19 protein-coding genes are annotated in these 19,670 nt (G+C 71.4%); 6 read left to right on the forward strand and 13 right to left on the reverse strand.

What is annotated here, in order from left to right:
* Nucleotides 1-94: 94 nt before the first annotated feature.
* The 3 genes from O7546_RS23285 to O7546_RS23295 are packed head-to-tail and all read right to left on the reverse strand — an operon-like array spanning nucleotide 95 to nucleotide 3,446.
* Nucleotides 95-2,248, reverse strand: a complete 2,154-nt coding sequence (locus tag O7546_RS23285; RefSeq protein WP_194800602.1) for an ABC transporter permease — start codon at nucleotides 2,246-2,248, stop codon at nucleotides 95-97.
* The gene (locus O7546_RS23290; RefSeq protein WP_194800601.1) at nucleotides 2,245-2,925 is read right to left on the reverse strand and encodes an ABC transporter ATP-binding protein; all 681 of its coding nucleotides are present in this window, start codon (nucleotides 2,923-2,925) and stop codon (nucleotides 2,245-2,247) included. Before O7546_RS23290 ends, O7546_RS23285 begins: the two co-directional genes overlap by 4 nt.
* Entirely contained in the window at nucleotides 2,922-3,446 is a 525-nt protein-coding gene (locus O7546_RS23295) for a PadR family transcriptional regulator (protein WP_091422661.1), read from the reverse strand. The genes O7546_RS23290 and O7546_RS23295 overlap by 4 nt, the downstream gene beginning before the upstream one ends.
* Nucleotides 3,447-3,532: 86 nt before the next feature.
* Between O7546_RS23295 and O7546_RS23300 the strand changes: the two genes are divergently transcribed.
* Complete coding sequence (locus O7546_RS23300) at nucleotides 3,533-4,381, forward strand: ABC transporter ATP-binding protein (protein WP_281600041.1); 849 nt, start codon at nucleotides 3,533-3,535, stop codon at nucleotides 4,379-4,381.
* Nucleotides 4,378-5,223 carry an ABC transporter permease gene (locus tag O7546_RS23305; RefSeq protein ID WP_043328679.1) on the forward strand — a complete coding sequence of 282 codons (846 nt, stop codon included), beginning with the start codon at nucleotides 4,378-4,380 and terminating at the stop codon, nucleotides 5,221-5,223. Before O7546_RS23300 ends, O7546_RS23305 begins: the two co-directional genes overlap by 4 nt.
* Nucleotides 5,224-5,229: 6 nt before the next feature.
* On the opposite strand, the gene O7546_RS23310 is transcribed toward O7546_RS23305, so the two are convergent.
* A complete protein-coding gene (locus O7546_RS23310) occupies nucleotides 5,230-6,183 on the reverse strand; it encodes a helix-turn-helix domain-containing protein (protein ID WP_121685141.1) in 954 nt (317 codons plus the stop codon).
* Between the two features lie 58 nt (nucleotides 6,184-6,241).
* Here O7546_RS23310 and O7546_RS23315 point away from each other — a divergent pair, with 58 nt between their 5' ends.
* Together O7546_RS23315 and O7546_RS23320 are read left to right on the forward strand one after the other, a co-directional pair.
* Nucleotides 6,242-7,453 (forward strand): MFS transporter, encoded by a 1,212-nt coding sequence (locus O7546_RS23315; RefSeq protein WP_269697559.1) that lies wholly within the window; start codon nucleotides 6,242-6,244, stop codon nucleotides 7,451-7,453.
* Between the two features lie 47 nt (nucleotides 7,454-7,500).
* Nucleotides 7,501-8,310 (forward strand): alpha/beta hydrolase-fold protein, encoded by an 810-nt coding sequence (locus tag O7546_RS23320; protein ID WP_269697560.1) that lies wholly within the window; start codon nucleotides 7,501-7,503, stop codon nucleotides 8,308-8,310.
* A 43-nt stretch (nucleotides 8,311-8,353) separates the two neighbouring features.
* Here O7546_RS23320 and O7546_RS23325 read toward each other — a convergent pair whose 3' ends face one another.
* Nucleotides 8,354-9,202, reverse strand: coding sequence for a 3-hydroxyacyl-CoA dehydrogenase family protein (locus O7546_RS23325; RefSeq protein WP_135241796.1), 849 nt, complete (start codon nucleotides 9,200-9,202; stop codon nucleotides 8,354-8,356).
* Between the two features lie 69 nt (nucleotides 9,203-9,271).
* On the reverse strand, nucleotides 9,272-10,693 hold the full coding sequence (gene murA / locus O7546_RS23330) for a UDP-N-acetylglucosamine 1-carboxyvinyltransferase (RefSeq protein WP_281600042.1): 1,422 nt from the start codon (nucleotides 10,691-10,693) through the stop codon (nucleotides 9,272-9,274).
* On the opposite strand from murA, the gene O7546_RS23335 reads away from it, so the two are divergent.
* Together O7546_RS23335 and O7546_RS23340 are read left to right on the forward strand one after the other, a co-directional pair.
* Nucleotides 10,692-11,264, forward strand: coding sequence for a cob(I)yrinic acid a,c-diamide adenosyltransferase (locus O7546_RS23335; protein ID WP_013475364.1), 573 nt, complete (start codon nucleotides 10,692-10,694; stop codon nucleotides 11,262-11,264). The two genes, murA and O7546_RS23335, sit on opposite strands and share 2 nt — an antisense overlap.
* Nucleotides 11,240-11,656, forward strand: coding sequence for a VOC family protein (locus O7546_RS23340; protein WP_194800595.1), 417 nt, complete (start codon nucleotides 11,240-11,242; stop codon nucleotides 11,654-11,656). Before O7546_RS23335 ends, O7546_RS23340 begins: the two co-directional genes overlap by 25 nt.
* Nucleotides 11,657-11,712: 56 nt before the next feature.
* Here the strand turns inward: O7546_RS23340 and O7546_RS23345 are convergent, their stop codons facing one another.
* The 7 genes from O7546_RS23345 to atpA all read right to left on the reverse strand — a co-directional run bounded on the left by O7546_RS23345 (nucleotide 11,713) and on the right by atpA (nucleotide 19,618).
* A complete protein-coding gene (locus O7546_RS23345; RefSeq protein ID WP_281600043.1) occupies nucleotides 11,713-12,288 on the reverse strand; it encodes a hypothetical protein in 576 nt (191 codons plus the stop codon).
* A 1,079-nt stretch (nucleotides 12,289-13,367) separates the two neighbouring features.
* Nucleotides 13,368-13,823: a DUF2550 domain-containing protein gene (locus O7546_RS23350; RefSeq protein ID WP_120573385.1), complete on the reverse strand. Its 456-nt coding sequence runs from the start codon at nucleotides 13,821-13,823 to the stop codon at nucleotides 13,368-13,370.
* Between the two features lie 12 nt (nucleotides 13,824-13,835).
* Nucleotides 13,836-14,114 (reverse strand): F0F1 ATP synthase subunit epsilon, encoded by a 279-nt coding sequence (locus tag O7546_RS23355; protein ID WP_047893558.1) that lies wholly within the window; start codon nucleotides 14,112-14,114, stop codon nucleotides 13,836-13,838.
* A 109-nt stretch (nucleotides 14,115-14,223) separates the two neighbouring features.
* Nucleotides 14,224-15,369: an LCP family protein gene (locus O7546_RS23360; RefSeq protein WP_194800593.1), complete on the reverse strand. Its 1,146-nt coding sequence runs from the start codon at nucleotides 15,367-15,369 to the stop codon at nucleotides 14,224-14,226.
* 217 nt (nucleotides 15,370-15,586) lie between these two features.
* Nucleotides 15,587-17,032: a F0F1 ATP synthase subunit beta gene (gene atpD / locus O7546_RS23365; RefSeq protein ID WP_194800592.1), complete on the reverse strand. Its 1,446-nt coding sequence runs from the start codon at nucleotides 17,030-17,032 to the stop codon at nucleotides 15,587-15,589.
* Nucleotides 17,032-17,961, reverse strand: coding sequence for a F0F1 ATP synthase subunit gamma (locus tag O7546_RS23370; protein ID WP_194800591.1), 930 nt, complete (start codon nucleotides 17,959-17,961; stop codon nucleotides 17,032-17,034). Before O7546_RS23370 ends, atpD begins: the two co-directional genes overlap by 1 nt.
* Before the next feature lie 4 nt (nucleotides 17,962-17,965).
* On the reverse strand, nucleotides 17,966-19,618 hold the full coding sequence (gene atpA / locus O7546_RS23375; RefSeq protein ID WP_194800590.1) for a F0F1 ATP synthase subunit alpha: 1,653 nt from the start codon (nucleotides 19,616-19,618) through the stop codon (nucleotides 17,966-17,968).
* Nucleotides 19,619-19,670: the final 52 nt, after the last annotated feature.

Consider the following 19,670-nt stretch of genomic DNA (forward strand, 5'->3'; position numbering starts at 1 on the left):
AGTTTAAGTTACCGTTCAGTAAAAGAGAGTGTGGAAAACCACACAACCCGATGCCCGCACCGGTGGGCCGGCGTGCGGCCGGCCCACCGACGGGTCATTCGCTACGGGCGGTCTCCGGACCGGTGATCCGTTCCAGCAGCGGCAGGGTGGCCGCGATGACGGCGAGGCAGCCCAGCACGCCGAGGACCACCACGGCGGCGAACCCGATCCCCGGTAGGCGCAGGTCGTAGTCCATCTGCGCGCGCAGGAACAGCTGCGCGGCGACCAGTCCCATCCCGACCGCCACCACGGCGACGGTCAGCAGCGGCACCGCGCTCTCCAGGGCCACCACCCGGCGCAGCAGCCGCACCGGGGCGCCACTGAGCCGCAGCAGGCTGAACGGCCGCTTCCGTTCACTGAGGCCGGCCGCCACCGCGACCGCCAGGCTGCACCCGGCGAGCACGAGACCGGTCACCACGACGAGGTCGGCCAGCCGCTGCCAGCCCCGCATGGTGTCGGCGAAGTCGGCCTCGAAGTCGCCCGGCACGTTCGGGGCCACGAAGAACGTGGGGAAGGCGGCTTCGAGGACCGTCCGGACCCGCTCGACAGCGGCCGGGTCCGCCGCCTCGACCGCCACCGAACCGGCGGGCAGCCCGGGAAGCGCGGCCGGCTCCACCGGGGACGGCGGCCAGACCCGGTCGGCCGAGGCGGACTCCCGCCAGGGGATCAGGTCCGGCGGCACCTCGGCGACGCTCGCCCCGGCGGCGCACCGCCCGTACGCGGGTGGGATGTCCGCGCAGGCGATCACGCCGGAGTCGCGGCCGTCACCGCGTACCGGGTTCTCCCGGACGAGCACCGGGTTGCGGACCCCGGGAATCGCGGCCAGGTCGGCCACCAGCGTTCCGGGCACCGGCGGGTCGTCCGTCAGCACCATCGACACCCGACCGGCCTCCAGGGAGCCCTGGGGCGCGGGACCGCGCTCGTACGCGATCGTCCCCATCACGCCCACGGCCACCGTCGTGACGAACAGCGCGAGCATCACCCCGCCCACCGCGCGGAAACCGGCGGCCGGGTTGTCGGCGAGCCGGCGCGCGGCGATGAGCGCGGCGGGCCGGGTGGCGCGAGCGGCCATCGCCCGGGCGCCGACCATGGTGAGCCACGGCCCGCCCGCGATCAGCCCGACCATGACCAGCAACAGCGCGGGCAGGAACAACGCGGTCTGACCGTCCGACGTGGGCGGCCGGTACACCAGGGCGAAGCCCAGCCCGGCCAGGCCGAGCGCGAGCGGGATCAGCCGGTACACCCGGGGCGGCCGGGGTGTGACGCGGCGGCTGACACCGAGTGGGGAGATCCGGACCCGGCGCAGCGCGACCCAGGCCGCGGCCGCCGCGCCCGCCGGCACGCCGAGCGCCACCAGGACGGCCTCCGGCGCACCGATGGCCATGTCCCGGGGGAAGAACGGCATGCCGGTGAACGGGATGCCGGCGAGCTGTCCACGGAACGCGAAGAACACCGCGAAGCCGACCGCCGCGCCGGCCGCCGCCGCGAGCGCGGCCTCGACGGCCGCGACCGCCGAGATCTGCCGGGGCGTGGCCCCGACCAGCCGCATCGCGGCGAACCGCTGCTCCCGGCGGGCGGCGCCGAGCCGGGTCGCCGTGCCGATGAAGACGAGTACGGGAAACAGCAGTCCGCCCGCGGCCACGCCGAGGATGAGGTCGATCGCCGCCCTCGGCAGCGGAGCCCGGTTGTCGTCGAGCCGGGTGACCTTCCTGACCTGGTCCAGCTTCCTCACCTGCTCCGGGGTGCCACCGACCAGGACGAGCAGGGTGTCCGGCGAGGTGAGCGCCGCCGGCCCGACGACGCCGAGGTCCCGGCCCGGGTAGCGGTCGGCGAGCTGGTCGGCGGGGGTGGTGGCCAGCAGCTTCCGCAGCGCCGGGGAGGCGTAGAACTCGCCGGGCCCCGGCGCGCGGGGGACGCCGATCGGCGTGGGCGCGTCCGGACCGGTCGCGGCGACGTCGATGCGAACGATCTGATCGCCCCGGAAGTAGTCAAACCGGGTCGACCACAGCAGCGGGTCGGCGGACCCGCCCGCCGTCTCCTGCGGGTACATCGACGCGTAGCGGGTGAGCTGGGCGTCGGTGGCGTGCACACCGGCGAGCGTGGTGAGCAGCAGCCCGGTGCCGACCGCGACGGCGGCGGCGATGGCGACCAGCCGGACCAGCGCCTCCCGGCCACCCGCGACGGCGAGCCGGAGCGCGAGCCCGATCACGAGGCGACCCCGGCGGGGGCGTTGACCCGGCCGTCGCGCACCATGACCTCCCGGTCGGCGTACGCCGCGATGCGCGCCTCGTGCGTCACCAGGACGACTGTGGTGCCCTTCTCGCGGGCGGCGTCCACCAGCAGCGTCATCACCTCCTCGCCGGTGAGCGAGTCGAGCGCGCCGGTGGGCTCGTCGGCGAACAGCACCCGGGGCTCGGCGACCAGGCCACGGGCCAGCGCGACCCGCTGGGCCTGCCCACCGGACAGCTCCCCGGAGCGGCGGTGCTCCATGCCGGCCAGGCCGAGCCGCTCGAACCAGCCCCGCGCGGCGCGCAGCGCCGGAGTGCGGCGGACACCGCGCAGCAGCAGCGGCAGCGCCACGTTCTCCGCCGCGGTGAGTTCCGGCACGAGCTGGCCGAACTGGAAGACGAAGCCGAAGCTGTCGCGGCGCAGCGCGCTGCGGTCGGCCTCGCCGAGCGTGTCGATCCGGGTGCCGTCGAACCGGACCTCACCGGAGTCGGGGCGCAGGATGCCGGCCAGGCAGTGCAGCAACGTCGACTTGCCGGAACCGCTCGGTCCCATCACGGCGACGACCTCACCGGCGGCCACGGCGAGGCTCGCGCCGCGCAGGGCCGGTGTCTCGCCGAACGCGTACGTGACGTCACGTGCCTCGATCATCGGGCTCATGGCCGTACCGCCTTTCTCAGGGCGTCCAGCCGGGCGCCCGTCGTCTCGATCCACCGCAGGTCCGCCTCGAGGTGGTAGAGGCCGTGGTCGGCCAGCATCACGTCGACGAGTTCGCCGCTGCGCTTGATCTCGGTGAGTTCGCGCATCCGGCGCAGGTGGGCGGCGCGCTGGGTGTCCAGGTACTCCTCGGCCGGGCGGTCGAGCATCAGCGCGAGCACGACCTTGGTGAACAGCAGGGTCTGCAGGTGCGGTTCCGGTTCGACCGGCTCGGTCAGCCAGTGCTCCACCTCGGTGGCGCCCACGTCGGTGATGACGTAGCGCTTGCGGTCCGGCCCGGCGCCGGGAGCGACGTCGCCGACCACCACCTTGCCGTCGCGGGCCAGCCGGCTCAGCGTCGAGTAGACCTGCCCGTACGGCAGCGGCTTGCCGCGTCCGAAGAAGGTGTCGTAGTCGCGCTTGAGGTCGTAGCCGTGGCTGGGTTCGCGTTCGAGCAGCCCGAGCAGGGTCAGGGGAACCGTCATGAGCAGAGACTACACCGAGTGTATACCTCGCGTATATAGCTGACCCGGCAGTGGAACGGGCTACCGCACGACGCACACTTGACGTCATGGAGAACGAGCTCGCGATTTCCGTGCGAGGGCTGCGCAAGGCGTACGGCGACAACGTCGCCGTCGCCTCGGTGGACCTGGACGTCCACCGGGGTGAGGTGTTCGCCCTGCTCGGCCCGAACGGCGCCGGCAAGACCACAACGGTCGAGATCCTGGAGGGCTACCGGCAGCGCGACGCCGGCGAGGTACGCGTGCTCGGCGCCGACCCCGCCCACCCCGACGCCGGCTGGCGTTCCCGGGTCGGCATCGTGCTCCAGGGCACCGGCGAGTTCGACGAGCTCAGCGTCATCGAGGTGGTCCGCCACTTCTCCGGCTTCTACCCGGGCGCCGACGACCCGGACAAGGTGGTCGAGCGGGTCGGGCTGGGCGCCAAGGCCAAGGCGCGCACGCACACGCTCTCCGGCGGGCAGAAGCGCCGCCTGGACGTGGCGCTGGGCATCATCGGCCGCCCCGAGCTGCTCTTCCTCGACGAGCCGACCACCGGCTTCGACCCGGAGGCCCGGCGCGAGTTCTGGGAGCTGATCCGGGACCTGTCCGCCGCCGGCACCACGATCGTGCTCACCACCCACTACCTGGACGAGGCCGAGGCGCTCGCCGACCGGGTCGGCGTGATCGCCGCCGGGCGGGTGATCGAGGTCGCGCCGCCGAACGCGCTGGGCAACCGGCAGGAGTCGCTGGCGACCGTCGCCTGGCGTACCCCCGACGGGACACCGGCCTCGGCGGAGACCGCGACGCCGACGGCGCTGGTGTACGACCTGGCCGCGCGCTTCGGCGGCGAGGTGCCCGGTCTCACCGTGACCCGGCCGACCCTGGAAGACGTCTACCTGCGGATGATCGGACACCCATGACCACCACGACCAACCCCGCGGCCCCGGTCACCGCCGCCGCGGCCCGGCGGCCCGGCGCGGGCGCGCTGGCGCTGCGCCAGGGGCGGCTGGAGATCACCCAGTTCCTGCGCAGCCGGGAGTCCGTCGTGTTCACGATGGGCTTCCCGATCATCATGATCCTGATCTTCGCGGCGATCTTCAGCGACGAGATCGCCCCCGGGGTCAGCTACACGCAGTACTTCATCACCGGCATGATCGCGACCGGCCTGATGACGGTGAGCTTCCAGAACCTCGGCATCTGGATCCCGATCGAACGGGACCGGGGCGTGCTCAAGCGCTACCGCGGTACGCCGATGCCGAAGTGGGTCTGGTTCGCCGGCAAGGTGATCATGGTGGTGGTCATCGGCATCGCCGAGACCGTGCTGCTGCTCGCCGTCTCGGTGGCGATGTTCGACCTGGACCTGCCGCAGACCACCGCCAAGTGGCTGACGTTCGCCTGGGTCTCCGTGCTCGGTGTCACCGCCTGCACGCTCTGCGGCATCGCCATCTCGTCGCTGGCCCGCACCGCCCGCAGCGGCTCGGCGGTGGTCACCCCGGTCGCGCTGGTGCTCCAGTTCATCTCCGGCGTGTTCTTCGTCTTCACCAGCCTGCCCACCTGGATGCAGCAGGTCGCGGCGATCTTCCCGCTCAAGTGGATGTGCCAAGGGCTGCGCTCGGTCTTCCTGCCGGACAGCTTCGGCGCCCGGGAGCCGGGCGGCTCGTTCGAGCTGGGCACCGTCGCGCTGGTGCTGGGCGCCTGGTGCGTCATCGGCCTGGTGCTGTGCCTGACCACGTTCCGCTGGACCACCAAGCGCGACGGCTGACGCCGCTCATCCGCCGTCGACGAGCGCCGCACCGAGCGGCGTACGCCAGTAGAGCACCTCGCGCCCGGACCGCCGCTTCGCGACCGCGCCCGCGTCGAGCAGCACCCGCAGGTGGTCGCTGACCGTGCCCAGGGACAGCCCGGTCACCACCACGAGCTGCGAGGTGCTCAGCGGAGCGTCCAGCCGGGCCAGGATCTCGGCCCGGTTCGCGCCGATCAGCCGGGCCAGGCCGTCCGGCGCCGGTGAGGTCGGATCGACCAGGATCCCGCGCGCCGGATAGACCATCCCGAACCGGGCCGGCGCGTCCCAGACCACCCAGCCGCGGCGGCAGTGGGCCGGCACGAACACCAGCTGTTCGGCCGCGTGCAGCGACAGCGGCGGTTCCGGGTAGTCGTTCACCTGGAGCCGGCCGTCACCCAGCCACCGCACGTTGCGGTTGATGTCGACGATCGCCCCGGCCAGGCCGCGCATGCTCAGGGCGGCGGTACGGGCCACGATGTCCGCCCGCAGCCGGCGTTCCCGCTCCGGCCACTCCGGCGCGACTGTGTGCGCCCAGATCCAGTCGAGCAGTTCCACGACCTGCCCGGTGAGCCCGTCCGCCAGCAGCTCGGCCGCCAGCGGGCCCGGCCGGGTGGCACGCAGGTCGGCCCGGATCCGCTCGTCGGACAACCGCTCGATCGCCGCCAGTTCCCCGGCGAACGTCGGATCCGCCGAGGCGGGCGCGATGGTGAGGAAGTCCGCCACCCAGCGAAGGCCGAACGACGCCTCCACCAGCGCCCGGACCACCGGCCGGGCAGCCAGCATCTCCCGGAACGCGTCCACGTGCGGCCGTCGCCAGGCCTGCTCCCAGGGGACCTTCGGATGGCGCAGCGCCTTCAGCGCGCCGACGGTCTCGGCCATCGGCGACACCGTGAAACGACTCCGCGCGACCAGGTCGGACGGCACCTGCCAGACGCCCACGTTTCGCCTCCAGACGTAAGTCTAGGGATTCCGCCGACGACCGGCCGACCATGCCCGGGTGAGAACGTACGCAGAACTGTTCGCGGTCCGGGAGTTCCGCAACCTGTTCCTGGCCAACTGCGCCGGGATCGCCGCCCACACCACGTCGGCGCTGGCCCTGGGCGCGCTGACCTACGCGTCGACCGGCTCGGCGCTGCTCACCGCGCTGAGCATGTTCGGGGCGCCGCTGGCCGGTGTCCTCGGCAGCCTGACGCTGCTGTCCGCCGCGGACAGCGTGCCGCCGCGCCGGGCGATGGCCTTCGCCGCCCTGCTCGCCACCGCCGGCGCGGCGCTCCAGGCGGTGCCCGGGCTGCCACTCTGGGCCCGCTTCGCGATCATCTTCGCCAACGCGTACGTGGGCTCGGTCGCTGCCGGCGCCAAGTGGGCCCTGCTCACCGACATCGTGCCGGTGAACGCCTACGTGCTGGCCCGGGCCACGATGAACACGAGCGTCGGCGTCATGCAGATCGCCGGGTTCGGGCTGGCCGGCGTCCTGCTGGTGTGGCTGAGCCCGTACCAGGTGTTCCTGCTGGCGCTGGTCCTGCGGGCGGTGTCCGCCGCGGTGGGATGGTTCGGGCTCACCGAGCGTCCGGCCCGGACCAGCGAGCGGGTGACGGTCGCCCGCACGCTGCGCGTGAACCGGGTGCTCTGGGCCGACCCCGGCCGCCGGTCGCTCCTGCTCAACCTCTGGGTACCGGGCGGCCTGATCGTCGGCTGCGAGGCGCTGTTCGTTCCGTACGCCGCCGACCGCGCCGGCTTCCTGCTCGCCGCCGCCGCGCTCGGCATGCTGGCCGGGGACGTGGTGGTGGGGCGGTTCCTGTCCCCCGCCCTCCGCGAGAGGTGGATCCACCCGCTGCGGGTGCTGCTCCCCCTGCCGTACCTGCTGATCCTGCTGTCGCCGCCGCTGCCGGTGGCCGTGGCCGTCGCGCTCGTCGCGTCGGTCGGCTACGCCTCCACCCTGCCGATGCAGGAACGGCTGATCGCCCACTCGCCGTCCGAGGCCCGGGGCCAGGTGCTCGGCCTGCACGGCAACGGCATGCTCGCCGCGCAGGCGGTGTGCGCCGCGCTCGCCGGGGCGCTCGCCGACCTGACCACCCCGGCGCACGCCGTCGCGGTGCTCGCCGCCGTTGCGCTGGCCGTCACCGTCGCGCTCACCCCCGGCCTGCGCCGGACCACGCCGGGCGCCGGGGAGCCGGACAGCAGACCCACGGCGGCCGTCCCGGCACCGTGATGCCGCGCGGCTCCCCGCGACGCGTACCGGATGGCACACTCGCCGGCATGGCACACACGCTGACCCGGCGGACGGTGCTCACCGCCGCCGCCGGGATCGCCGGGGCCGGCCTGGTCGGCGGCCTCGCCGCCCGGCAACTGGCCGGCCCCCGCCCGGGACCGGCGCCGGCCCTGCCGGACGCCCCGCCCGGCGACGAACGGCTCATCCGCATCGCGTCCGGCGCGCGCGGCCGCGAGGTGGACTTCTGGACGGCGGTCCCCGAGGGGTACGGCGACGGCCGCGGCCTGCCCGTCTGCCTGGTGCTGCACGGCGCGTCGGCCACCCCGCGCGACTACGGCCGGTTCGGGCTGGCCCGCTTCCTCACCGAGGCGGTACGCCGGGGCGCCCCGCCGTTCGCGCTCGCCGGCGCCACCGGCGGGCGGCTGTCCTGGCGCGCCTCCGGTGACGACGACCCGCAGCGGATGGTGCGCGAGGAGGTGCCCACCTGGTGCGCCCGGCGCGGGTTCGACAGCAGCCGGCTGGCCGTGTGGGGCTGGTCGATGGGGGGCTTCGGCGCCTTGCTGCTCGCCGAGACGTACCCGAAGTGGCTGCGGATGGCTGCGGCCTTCTCCCCCGCGGTGAGCCCCGGCGACGCGGTCTTCACCGGCGCGGAGAGGCTGCGCGGCACCCCGGTGGGGCTGTGGTGCGGGCGGCAGGACAACTTCCTCAAGGACGTGCGCGCGCTGGCCCGGGCGCTGCCCGAGGAGCCGGTACGCGCCGCCTGGGCCGACGGGCGGCACAACTTCGGCTACTGGGGCACAGTCATCCCGGACGCGTTCGCGCTGATCGGCGCCGCGCTCAGCCCACCCCGGACGTGAACCGCCCCCGGCCGCGCGGGCCGGGGGCAGGAGGACGGGCCGGTCAGTACGAGTAGAAGCCCTGGCCGGTCTTGCGGCCCAGGTCACCGGCGGTGGCCATGCGCTGGAGCAACTCCGGCGGGAAGAACTTCTCGTCGGCGGTGTCGGTGTAGATGTTGCGGGTGGCGTTGAGCAGCACGTCCACGCCGGTCAGGTCGACAGTGGCGAGCGGGCCCATGGCGTGGCCGAAGCCCAGCTTGCAGGCGGTGTCCAGGTCCTCGGCGGAGATCACGCCGGACTCGACGAGCTTGACCGCCTCCATCGCCAGCGCGCAGATCAGCCGGGTGGTGACGAAACCGGCGATGTCCCGGTTGACCACCACCACGGTCTTGCCGATCCCCTCGGCGAACGACTTGACCGTGTCCATCGTCGCGTCGCTCGTCTTGTAGCCGCGTACCAGCTCGCAGAGCTTCATCATCGGCACCGGCGAGAAGAAGTGCGTGCCGACTACCGACTCCGGGCGCTCGGTGGCGGTGGCGATCTGGGTCACCGGGATGGCCGACGTGTTGGTGGCGAGCACCGCGTCCGCCTTGCAGATCTTGTCGAGCGCGCGGAACACCTCGTGCTTGATCTCGATCTTCTCGAAGACGGCCTCGACCACGATGTCCGCGTCGGCGGCGGCCTCCAGGTCGGTGGTCGGGGTGATCCGGCCCAGCGTCGCCTCGACGTCGGACGCCTCGATCTTGCCCTTCTCGGCGAACTTCGTCAGCGACTTCCGGATGCCGTCCACACCGCGCTTCGTGGCCGCGTCGTCGATGTCGCGCAGCGTCACCTGCCAGCCCGCCTGCGCCGCCACCTGGGCGATGCCCGAGCCCATCAGCCCGGCACCGACGACCGCGAGTCGACCCGCCATCTGCTTCTCCCTCGCCGTGTTCTGCAACGTCTGCGAGAACCCTACTTAACGAGGGATAAGCCCCGGCTGTCAGATGGCCAGGTCCGGCTCCTCCGGCGCGGTGCCGCGCTCCACCTCGACGCCGAGCGCCCGCAGGTCGGCCACGAAATCCGGGTAGCCCCGGTCGACGTGGTGCACGTGCGAGACCTCGGTCAGGCCGTCGGCACAGAGCCCGGCGATGATCAGGCCGGCGCCGGCCCGGATGTCGGTGGCGCGGACCGGGGCGCCGGACAGCCGCTCCCGGCCGCACACCAGCGCGTGGTGGCCGTCGGTACGGATCTCCGCACCCAGCCGCATCATCTCGTTGGCGAACATGAACCGGCCGTCGAAGATGTTCTCGGTGATCAGCGAGCCGCCCTCGCTCACCGCCGCCAGCCCGATCGCCATCGGCAGCAGGTCGGTGGCGAAGCCCGGATAGGGCAGCGTGACCACGTCGACCGCCCTCGGGCGGTCGTCCACGCGTACCCGGAAGGCGTCGCCCCGGGTCTCCACCAGGCCGCCGGCCGCGACCAGCTTGTCCAGCGCGACCTCCAGGTACGCCGGGTCCAGGCCGGTCACCGTCACGTCGCCGCGGGTCATCGCGGCGGCGAACGCCCAGGTGCCGGCCACGATCCGGTCCCCCACCGTGGCGTGCCGGACCGGGCGCAGCTCGGGTACGCCGACGATGTGCAGCGTCGAGGTGCCGGCCCCTTCGATCCGGGCGCCCATCCGGTTCAGCATCGTGCAGATGTCGACGATCTCCGGCTCCCGGGCCGCGTTGTCGATAGTCGTGGCGCCCCGGGCCAACACCGCCGCCATCACCAGGTTCTCGGTCGCGCCCACGCTCGGGAAGTCCAGCACGATGTCGGCGCCGTGCAGCCCGCCCGGCGCCTCGGCGATGACGAAGCCGTGCTCACCGGAGATCTCCGCGCCCATCCGGGCCAGCCCGGCGATGTGCATGTCCAGGCCGCGCGAGCCGATGGCGTCGCCGCCCGGGTGCGCCACCCGGACGTACCCCCGGCGGGCCAGCAGCGGGCCCAGCACGCAGATCGAGGCGCGCAGCCGCCGGACCAGGTCGTAGTCGGCCTCCGCGCCCGGCTGCTCCGGCACGTCGATGAGCACCGAGCGGGACCGCGCCACACCGCCGTGGGCCACCATCGGGTCGACCGGGTCGTCCGGCCCGAAACGTACGCCGCAGCCGAGCCGCCGCAGCACCTCGCCCATGATCGCGATGTCGGTGATCCGGGGCACGTTGGTGATCATGCTGCGGCCGGGCGCGAGCAGCGCCGCGGCCATCAGTTTCAGCGCGGAGTTCTTCGCACCCACCACGTGCACGGTGCCGGCGAGGCGGGCGTCACCGCGTACCCGGATGACGTCGACATCGCTGAGCGCCGGATCTCCCGCGTCCCCCGGCCCCACCGGGCTCGGCCGGGCCGGGATGGTCAGGTCCGGTATCCGTAGGCTGTGCGTCATGGCCGTCCACCTCACGCGCATCTACACCAAGGCCGGCGACGCCGGCATGACCAGGCTGAGCAACAACGAGCAGGTGCCGAAGACCGATCCGCGTATCGCCGCGTACGCGGACGTGGACGAGTGCAACGCCTCGATCGGCGTCGCGCTCGCCCTGGGGCAGCTCTCGGACGAGCTGCGGGCCGTGCTGGAGTCCGTGCAGAACGACATGTTCGACGTCGGCGCGGATCTGGCGACGCCTGTCGAGCCGGATCCGAAGTACCCGCCGCTGCGGGTGACCGAGGAGTACGTCGAGCGCCTCGAGGGCTGGTGCGACGAGTACAACGCGCGCCTGAGCAAGCTCGACTCCTTCATCCTCCCCGGCGGCACCGCTGGTGCGGCACTGCTGCACGTGGCACGGACGACCGCCCGGCGCGCCGAGCGTGCGGCATGGGCGCTGGTCGCACACGACCCCGATCGGACCAGTCCCCTCCCGGCAAAGTATCTCAACCGGCTCTCCGATTTGCTCTTTATCCTGTCAAGAACGGCAAATCCGGACGGCGACGTGCTATGGGTGCCGGGCGGGAAGCGCTGACCATCGGCGGCCTCCATCACGTGGAGGTCTGGGTACCCGACCTGGCGGCGGCCAGTCGTTCCTGGGGCTGGCTTCTCGGCGAGCTGGGCTGGACGCCCTACCAGGACTGGCCCGCCGGCCGCTCCTGGCGGCTCGGCGCGACCTACATCGTGCTGGAGGAGTCACCCGCGCTCACCGGCCGCACCCATGACAGGCGCGCGCCCGGCCTGAACCACCTGGCCTTCCACGCCGGCCCGCCGTCCGCCGTCGAGCGGCTGGTCACTGCCGCCGGAGAGTACGGCTGGACGCTGCTGTTTCCGGACCGGCACCCGCACGCGGGCGGCCCGGACAGCTACGCCGCTTACCTCAGCGACGGGCAGGGGTACGAGGTCGAGCTGGTCGCGGAGACGTGAAAAGGCCGGCACCCCGTTTGGGGTGCCGGCCTTTCGCTGTGTCTTGCTTGTTGGTCTTAGCTGTTCCAGTGCTCGGCGACGAGGTCGGCGGCCTGCTGCTCCCACTGGGCGTAGTGGTCCGGGTAAGCACTGACCTGGACGGTCTGGGCGGCCTTGGTCAGCGGCATGTCCTGCCAGCCGTCGACCTGCTTCAGACCCTTCAGGAACGCCGTCGTCGAGTACTCAGGATCGGTGATCTGCTCCACCGTGCCCCAACCGGAGGACGGGCGCTGCTGGAACAGGCCCTGCGAGTCGTGGTCGTTACGGTCACCCAGGTGGCCCAGGTTCTCCAGCTTCGACTCCTGCAACGCCGTCGCGATCGACACCACCGCGGCACGCTCGTCCATACCGGCCTTCTTCGTCGCCGCGATGATCGCCTTCACGTTCTTGGTCTGCTCGTCGTTCAGCTCGATGCGCGACTGCTCACCCTGCACACCGTGCGGGATCAGCTTGTCACCCTGCACGCTCACACTCACCGGCTTCACGCTCGCGGTGGTGTCCGCCGCGTGGGCGGCCACCGGACCGGCGAACACGCCACCGGTGAAAGCCAGACCAGCAATACCCAGAACGCTCTTACGCAGAATCGTGTTCATCACAAGTGCTCCATTCGGGGGTCGACGCACCCGCCGGGGAACGGGATACGTGGGCACCGTCAGGCGCTCAAAAAGTCTTCGGGGGGATCTCCCGGCTGCTCGCGGGGGCGGGGGCCTCTACGCGGCGCCGGAAGCATGTCCAACGACCCGCCACCCGGCATCATTCCCGGGCCGGCTCACGCCGTCGGAACCGCAACGACCGGCCGGGCCGGGGTGATTCCCCGCGGCTCACGTCGCCGGAACCGTACTCAACGACCAGCCAGCCACGTCCGTTCCCGCAGGCCGTGCGGCCCATCAGGGGCGGGGCCGGTGCTCGGTCGTTCACCCGGTTACAACGCCACCGGCCCGCCCACGATTCCGCCCCCAGAGTGCCGCCCACCACCCCCGAACCGGACACCCCACACACACGCTCGGACCCGGCACCACACCCACACGCGCCCGGCACTCCCGCCTCCCGCACCTCGGAGCACCTCGGAGACCTCCCGCCAGCACCTTCTTCCATCACCTGAGACACATGTCCGCATTCCAGGAACAGCCGTAGATCTCCGCACAAAAGTGCCCTCACGGGCTCCGTTTCGTACCAAGATCTAGAGATAGCTCGGTCGCAGGCTGCGGAGGGCGCGCGGGGCAGGCTCGCGTGCACGGGTGGCACCACAGCCCACCCGCCCCCCAGACCGTCGATCATGAGGTTATCGGCGGCAAACCGGACACCAGACGCCGCCAAGTTCATGATCGGCCCGACCCAGGCGGGGCTGGCCGGTCAGAGCTGGCCTGGGCGGGACTGACGCAGGGCGGGGCCGGCCCGAGCGGGGCTGGCCCGGTGCGGAGCGCGACGCCGCCGGTCGCCCGCACGACTGCCCGCGCGATCTTGCAGTTCGAGCCCTCCAGGCGTCCCGTTTGCGAGTTTCGCCGGGGCCCCAAGTGCAAGATCGCGGGTGCCCCCGGGAGGGCGCGGCGATCTTGGAGTTGTGGTGCCTCGCGAAGGGTGCGAAATGGGCATCTTGTGGCGCCACAACTCCAAGATCGGCGTCAGCGGCGGCGCCCCGGCACGCCCCCCGTAACCCGGGGAGGGGGCGAGGTCAGGCGGCGGGCCAGTCCTGGGAGGCCAGACGCGGCGAGACCGCCCCGGGTGGGGCGGCCTCGAGCCAGGACAGGAATCCGGTGACAGTGGATCGCGCCATCGCGATCTCGATCGGCGCGTGGTGGCTGGTGCAGCGCAGGATCACCCACTCGGCGGGCATGGACATGCGCTCCTGCCCCTCGGGCAGCCGGCGGCGCTCGACCGCCAGCCCCTTGCGGGAGAGCACCCGCTTGGGGCGCAGCGCGAAGCTGAACATGCGGTACCAGCGGAGTTCGTCGCCCACGAAGCGACCGAACCCGGGTGACCAGCCACGACCGTCGAGGATCGTGTTGACCCGGACGCTCAGCCGAATGATGCCACCGCTACGCGTGAACAGGGCCCGCCGGATGAAGAGGATCAGAAGCGCGACGACGACGATCGCGACGCCGATTCCGATCCCTTCGACGATCTCCATCGGCGGGTCGGCTCAGCGGGCCGGGGTGGCGGGGGTTGCGCTCTCGGCGAGTACCGTGACGCCCTCACCGGTCACCGACAGGAAGCCGCCGGCCACGTCGTACGCGACCTGCTGGCCGCCGGCCTGCTTGATACGTACCTGGCTGGGTTCGGCGAGCTGGCCGAGCAGCGGTGCGTGCCCTGGCAGCACACCGAGCTCACCCTCGGTCGTCCGGGCGACGACCATCTCGGCCTCGCCGGTCCAGACCTTCTCCTCGACGGCTACGAGCTCGACGTGAAGCTGCTGTGCCACGCTGTCTCCTTGCTGCGGCGGCGGATTGCCGAAAGTCTAGTCGCGCCCCCGCAGCCCACCCAACGCGGGTGGTGAGAGCCGGACCACCACGGCCCCGCACCCGCTCAGGCTACTTGGTCTTCTGGACGAAGTCGGGGTGCTCCAGGAGGAAAGCGTCGAGCTGTTCGGTACGCAGGGCGGTGAAGAAGTCCTCCGCCGGTTCGAGCAGTTGCTCACCCCGGTAGTTGCTGCCGGTGCCGATCCCCCCGCCCGGCAGCTTGATGGTCTCGATCGCATCCGGGCGGATGTCCTTCAGGGCCAGCCCGAAGTCCACCACGCTGTTGCCGCGTCCGTTGAACACCAGCGACTTGCCGGCCGCGCGCAGCACCCGGTCCAGCTTGACCGGGTTGGTCACCACGTCGGCGCTGAACGCCTGGCTCGCCATCGCCTTGACGAACTGCTGCTGGTGCCGCTGCCGGCCGTAGTCGCCGTCGGGCACGCCGTTCTTCGGGTAGCGCTGCCGGACGTAGTCCAGCGCCTGCCAGCCCTCCAGGTGGGCGTTGCCCTTCTTGTACACCGCCTGCGGCCCGAGGTAGCCACCGCCGCCGGGCCGGAGCTGGCGTGGGGTGCCGTCCGGCTGGAGGTGCTCGGAGCGCACCTCCCGCTCGATGTACATGTCGACGCCGCCCATCGCGTCGACGATCTTCTTGAAGCCGCTGAAGTTGATGATCGCGCCGGCGTCGAAGCGCTTGATGCCGGTGACGTCCTGCACGGTCTTGGCGAGCAGCTCGAAGCCCTGTGCGGTGCTGGGGTTCTGCCCCGGCACGTTGCTGCCGTGCGACATGGCCGCGTTGAGCCGGTCGTTGGCGCCCGCGTAGTCGGCCTTGGGGAAGGCCGGGATGTCCACCCGCAGGTCACGTGGGAGCGAGAAGAGGTAGCCGCGGTCCATGGTGGCGGGCACGTGCAGGACCATGATCGAGTCGGCGAGCGGGCGAGCGGTCGACGTGCGGGGGTCCACACCGACGAGCAGGATGTTGAGCGGGCCCTTGATGTCGCTCTTCTTCTCGTTGGCGCCGGCCGCCTGGTCACCGAAGAGGTCGGCCTTGCCCACCGATCCCTCGTAGCGGGCGACCAGGGCGCGGGAGCCGATCAGCACGGAACCGCTGAGCACCACCATGACGATGCCCAGGATCGTGCAGACGCGGGCCCACCGGGGCACGCCGCGCCACATGGACCGCTTGCCGCGATCCGCGCCGCCCTTGTCACCCACGAGCATCTCCAATCGTCGCGCCCACGGGTAGGAAGACGGGCACGGGGGTCCGTTTGGTTGCAGAGATCAACGGCCAGGATGTGAAGTCGTGTCAGGAACGGTACCGCGCGATCCGGCGAACTGCTTTGCTGGAGAACCGGGCATCTGGTAGTGGAGTGGCCCGAAAAGGCGAAGGCCGCCCCGGCTTTCGCCGGGACGGCCCTCGTGGGTTGTGAGCGGGCTCTCAGCCCTCCTCGCCCATCAGCTCCTTGGCCTTGGCCCGAAGGTCGTCCAGGCCGCCGCACATGAAGAACGCCTGCTCCGGGAAGTGGTCGAACTCCCCCTCGCTGATCCGGCGGAAGGCGTCGATGGTCTCGGCGATCGGGACCGTCGAGCCGGGCACGCCGGTGAACTGCTCCGCCGCGTACGTGTTCTGCGAGAGGAACCGCTCGATCCGGCGGGCGCGGCCGACGGTGAGCTTGTCCTCCTCGGAGAGCTCCTCGATACCGAGGATGGCGATGATGTCCTGCAGGTCCTTGTAGCGCTGCAGGATCCGCTTCACCTCGGTGGCGACGGCGAAGTGCTCCTCGCCGACGAACTCCGGGGCGAGGATCCGGGACGAGGACGCCAGCGGGTCCACGGCCGGGTAGATGCCCTTGTCGGAGATCGACCGCTCCAGGTTGGTGGTCGCGTCGAGGTGGGCGAACGTGGTGGCCGGCGCCGGGTCGGTGTAGTCGTCGGCGGGCACGTAGATCGCCTGCATCGAGGTGATGGCCTGGCCCCGGACGGAGGTGATCCGCTCCTGGAGCTCGCCCATCTCGTCGGCCAGGGTCGGCTGGTAACCCACGGCGCTCGGCATACGGCCGAGCAGCGTGGAGACCTCGGAACCGGCCTGGGTGAAGCGGAAGATGTTGTCGATGAAGAGCAGCACCTCCTGCTTCTTCACGTCACGGAAGTACTCCGCCATGGTCAGCGCGGACAGGGCGACCCGCAGGCGGGTGCCCGGCGGCTCGTCCATCTGGCCGTAGACCAGCGCGGTCTTGTCGATGACGCCCGACTCGGTCATCTCGGCGATGAGGTCGTTGCCCTCGCGGGTGCGCTCACCCACGCCGGCGAAGACCGAGGTACCACCGAAGTTCCGGGCCACACGGGTGATCATCTCCTGGATGAGCACCGTCTTGCCCACGCCGGCACCGCCGAACAGGCCGATCTTGCCGCCCTTGACGTACGGGGCGAGCAGGTCGATGACCTTGATGCCGGTCTCCAGCATCTCGGTCTTCGGCTCCAGGTCCGCGAAGGCCGGGGCCTTGCGGTGGATGCCCCACCGGTCGTCGGCCTGGATGGTCTCGCCCTCGGTGAGGTTGAGGCACTCGCCGATCGCGTTGAACACGTGGCCCTTGACCGCGTCGCCCACCGGCACGCTGATCGGCGCGCCGGTGTCGCGCACCTCGGTGCCGCGGACCAGGCCGTCGGTCGGCTGCATCGAGATGGCGCGGACCAGGTTGTCACCCAGGTGCTGGGCGACCTCCAGGGTCAGCGTCTTCTCGCCGCCGGAGAGCGTCACGTTGACGTGCAGGGCGTTGAACAGCTCCGGCATGCCGTCGCGCGGGAACTCGGCGTCGACGACCGGGCCGATGACCCGGACCACGCGACCCGTGGCCGTCTTGGTCTCAACTGCGGATACAGTCATCACACTTCACTTCCCGACGCGGCCAGCGCGTTCGCGCCGCCGACGATCTCACTGATCTCCTGGGTGATGCCGGCCTGACGGGCCGAGTTCATCTCACGCGTGTACTTCTCGATCATCTCTTCGGCGTTGTCGGTGGCGCTCTTCATCGCTCGCCGACGGGCGGCCGACTCACTGGCCGCCGACTCCAGCAACGCCGCGTAGATCCGCGTGTTGATGTACTTCGGCAGCAGGGCGTCGAGCAGCGACTCCGGCTCCGGCTCGAACTCGTACGCCGGCAGCAGACCCTCGGACCGGGGCCGGTCCTCGACCTGCATCGGACCGACGATCCGGGTCACCGGGTTCTGCGTCATCAGGGACTTGAACTCGGTGTAGACGATGTGCAGTTCGTCCACGCCGAGGATCCCGTCGGCGCCGGCGTCGTTGTCGGTGTCGTCCGCGCCGGCGGTGAACGCCTTGATCAGCGTCTCACCGACCTCGCGGGCGTCCTCGAACGACGGCTGCTCGGAGAAGCCCGTCCAGCTGGCGGCGATCTGCCGGTTGCGGAACCGGTAGAACGCCACGCCCTTGCGGCCGATGACGTAGAGCACGGGCTCCTTGCCGTCGGCACGCAGGCGGGCGATCAGCGACTCGGCGGTCCGGATCGCGTTCGAGCTGTAACCACCGGCCAGGCCCCGGTCGGCGGTGACCAGCAGGACGCCCGCCCGCCGCACCCGCTCGCGCGGGGTGAGCAGCGGGTGGTCGATCCGCGCGTTCGAGGCCAGCGCCGTCAGCACGCCGGTGATCGCCTCGGCGTACGGCAGCGACGCCGCCACCTTGGCCTGGGCCTTGGCGATGCGGCTCGTCGCGACGAGCTCCATCGCCTTGGTGATCTTCTTCATCCCCTTGGCGGAACGGATCCGCTGCCGGAGAACGCGTACCTGGGCGGCCATCGGATCAGCTCTCGGCCGGGCGGTCGGTGGTGCCGTCGCGGAAGCGGGTCACCGTCTCGCGGGTCTGGTCGCCCTCCAGCGGCTTGGCCGGCGCGTCGTTGACCCGGACCTCGTCCTCCTTGCCCAGGAAGACCTGCTTGAACTCGGCGATCGCGGAGTCGAGCGAGGAGATGATGTCGTCGTCCCACTTGTTGTCCGCGATCCCGGCCAGGACGCCCTCGTGCTTGTGCCGGAGGTACTGGAGGAACTCCGACTCGAAGCGGCGGACCTCGCCGACCGGGACGTCGTCCAGCTTGCCCTCGGTGCCGGCCCAGACGGAGACGACCTGCTCCTGCACCGGGTACGGCGAGTAGTTCGGCTGCTTGAGCAGCTCGACCAGGCGGGAACCGCGGTCCAGCTGGGCCCGGGAGGCCCGGTCCAGGTCGGAGGCGAAGGCGGCGAACGCCTCCAGCTCGCGGAACTGGGCCAGGTTCAGCCGCAGCGAGCCGGCGACCTTCTTCATCGGCTTCACCTGCGCGGCGCCACCGACCCGGGAGACCGAGGTGCCGACGTTGATGGCCGGCCGGACGCCCTGGTTGAACAGGTCGGTCTCGAGGAAGATCTGGCCGTCGGTGATGGAGATGACGTTGGTCGGGATGAACGCCGAGATGTCGTTCGCCTTGGTCTCGATGATCGGCAGACCGGTCATCGAGCCGCCGCCCAGCTCGTCGGAGAGCTTGGCGCAGCGCTCCAGCAGACGCGAGTGCAGGTAGAAGACGTCACCCGGGTAGGCCTCGCGGCCCGGCGGGCGGCGCAGCAGCAGCGACACGGCGCGGTACGCCTCGGCCTGCTTGCTCAGGTCGTCGAAGACGATCAGGACGTGCTTGCCGCCGTACATCCAGTGCTGCCCGATGGACGAGCCGGTGTAGGGGGCGAGGTACTTGAAGCCGGCCGGGTCGGAGGCCGGGGAGGCGACGATGGTGGTGTACTCCATCGCGCCCGCCTCCTCCAGCGTCCCCTTGATGGAGGCGATGGTGGAGGCCTTCTGGCCGATCGCGACGTAGATGCAGCGGACCTGCTTCTTCGGGTCGCCGGAGCGCCAGTTCTCGCGCTGGTTGAGGATGGTGTCCAGGGCGACCGTGGTCTTGCCGGTCTTGCGGTCACCGATGATCAGCTGGCGCTGGCCGCGGCCGATCGGGGTCATCGCGTCGACGGCCTTGATGCCCGTCTGGAGCGGCTCGTCGACCGACTTGCGGGACATCACGTTCGGGGCCTGGAGCTCCAGCTCGCGGTAGCCCTCGTTGGCGATGTCGCCGAGGCCGTCGATCGGCTCGCCCAGCGCGTTGACCACGCGGCCGAGGAAGGCGTCGCCGACCGGCACGGAGAGCACCCGGCCGGTGCGCTTGACGCGCTGACCCTCTTCGATCCCGCCGAAGTCACCGAGGACGACGACACCGATCTCCCGGACGTCGAGGTTCAGCGCCACGCCGAGCGTGCCGTCCTCGAACTCCAGGAGCTCGTTGGTCATGGTCGAGGGGAGACCCTCGACGTGGGCGATGCCGTCACCGGCGTCGGCGACGGTGCCGACCTCCTCGCGGGAGACGTCGGCCGTGTAGGAGGAGACGTAGCGCTCCAGGGCGCCGCGGATCTCCTCCGTCGAGATGGTCAGCTCGGCCATCCTCTGCTTCCTTAAGTATCAGGGGCCCGGGATACCTAGTACCGACCGGTCC

The sequence above is a fragment of the Micromonospora sp. WMMA1976 genome (assembly GCF_027497335.1).
Classification (GTDB): Bacteria; Actinomycetota; Actinomycetes; order Mycobacteriales; family Micromonosporaceae; genus Micromonospora; species Micromonospora aurantiaca.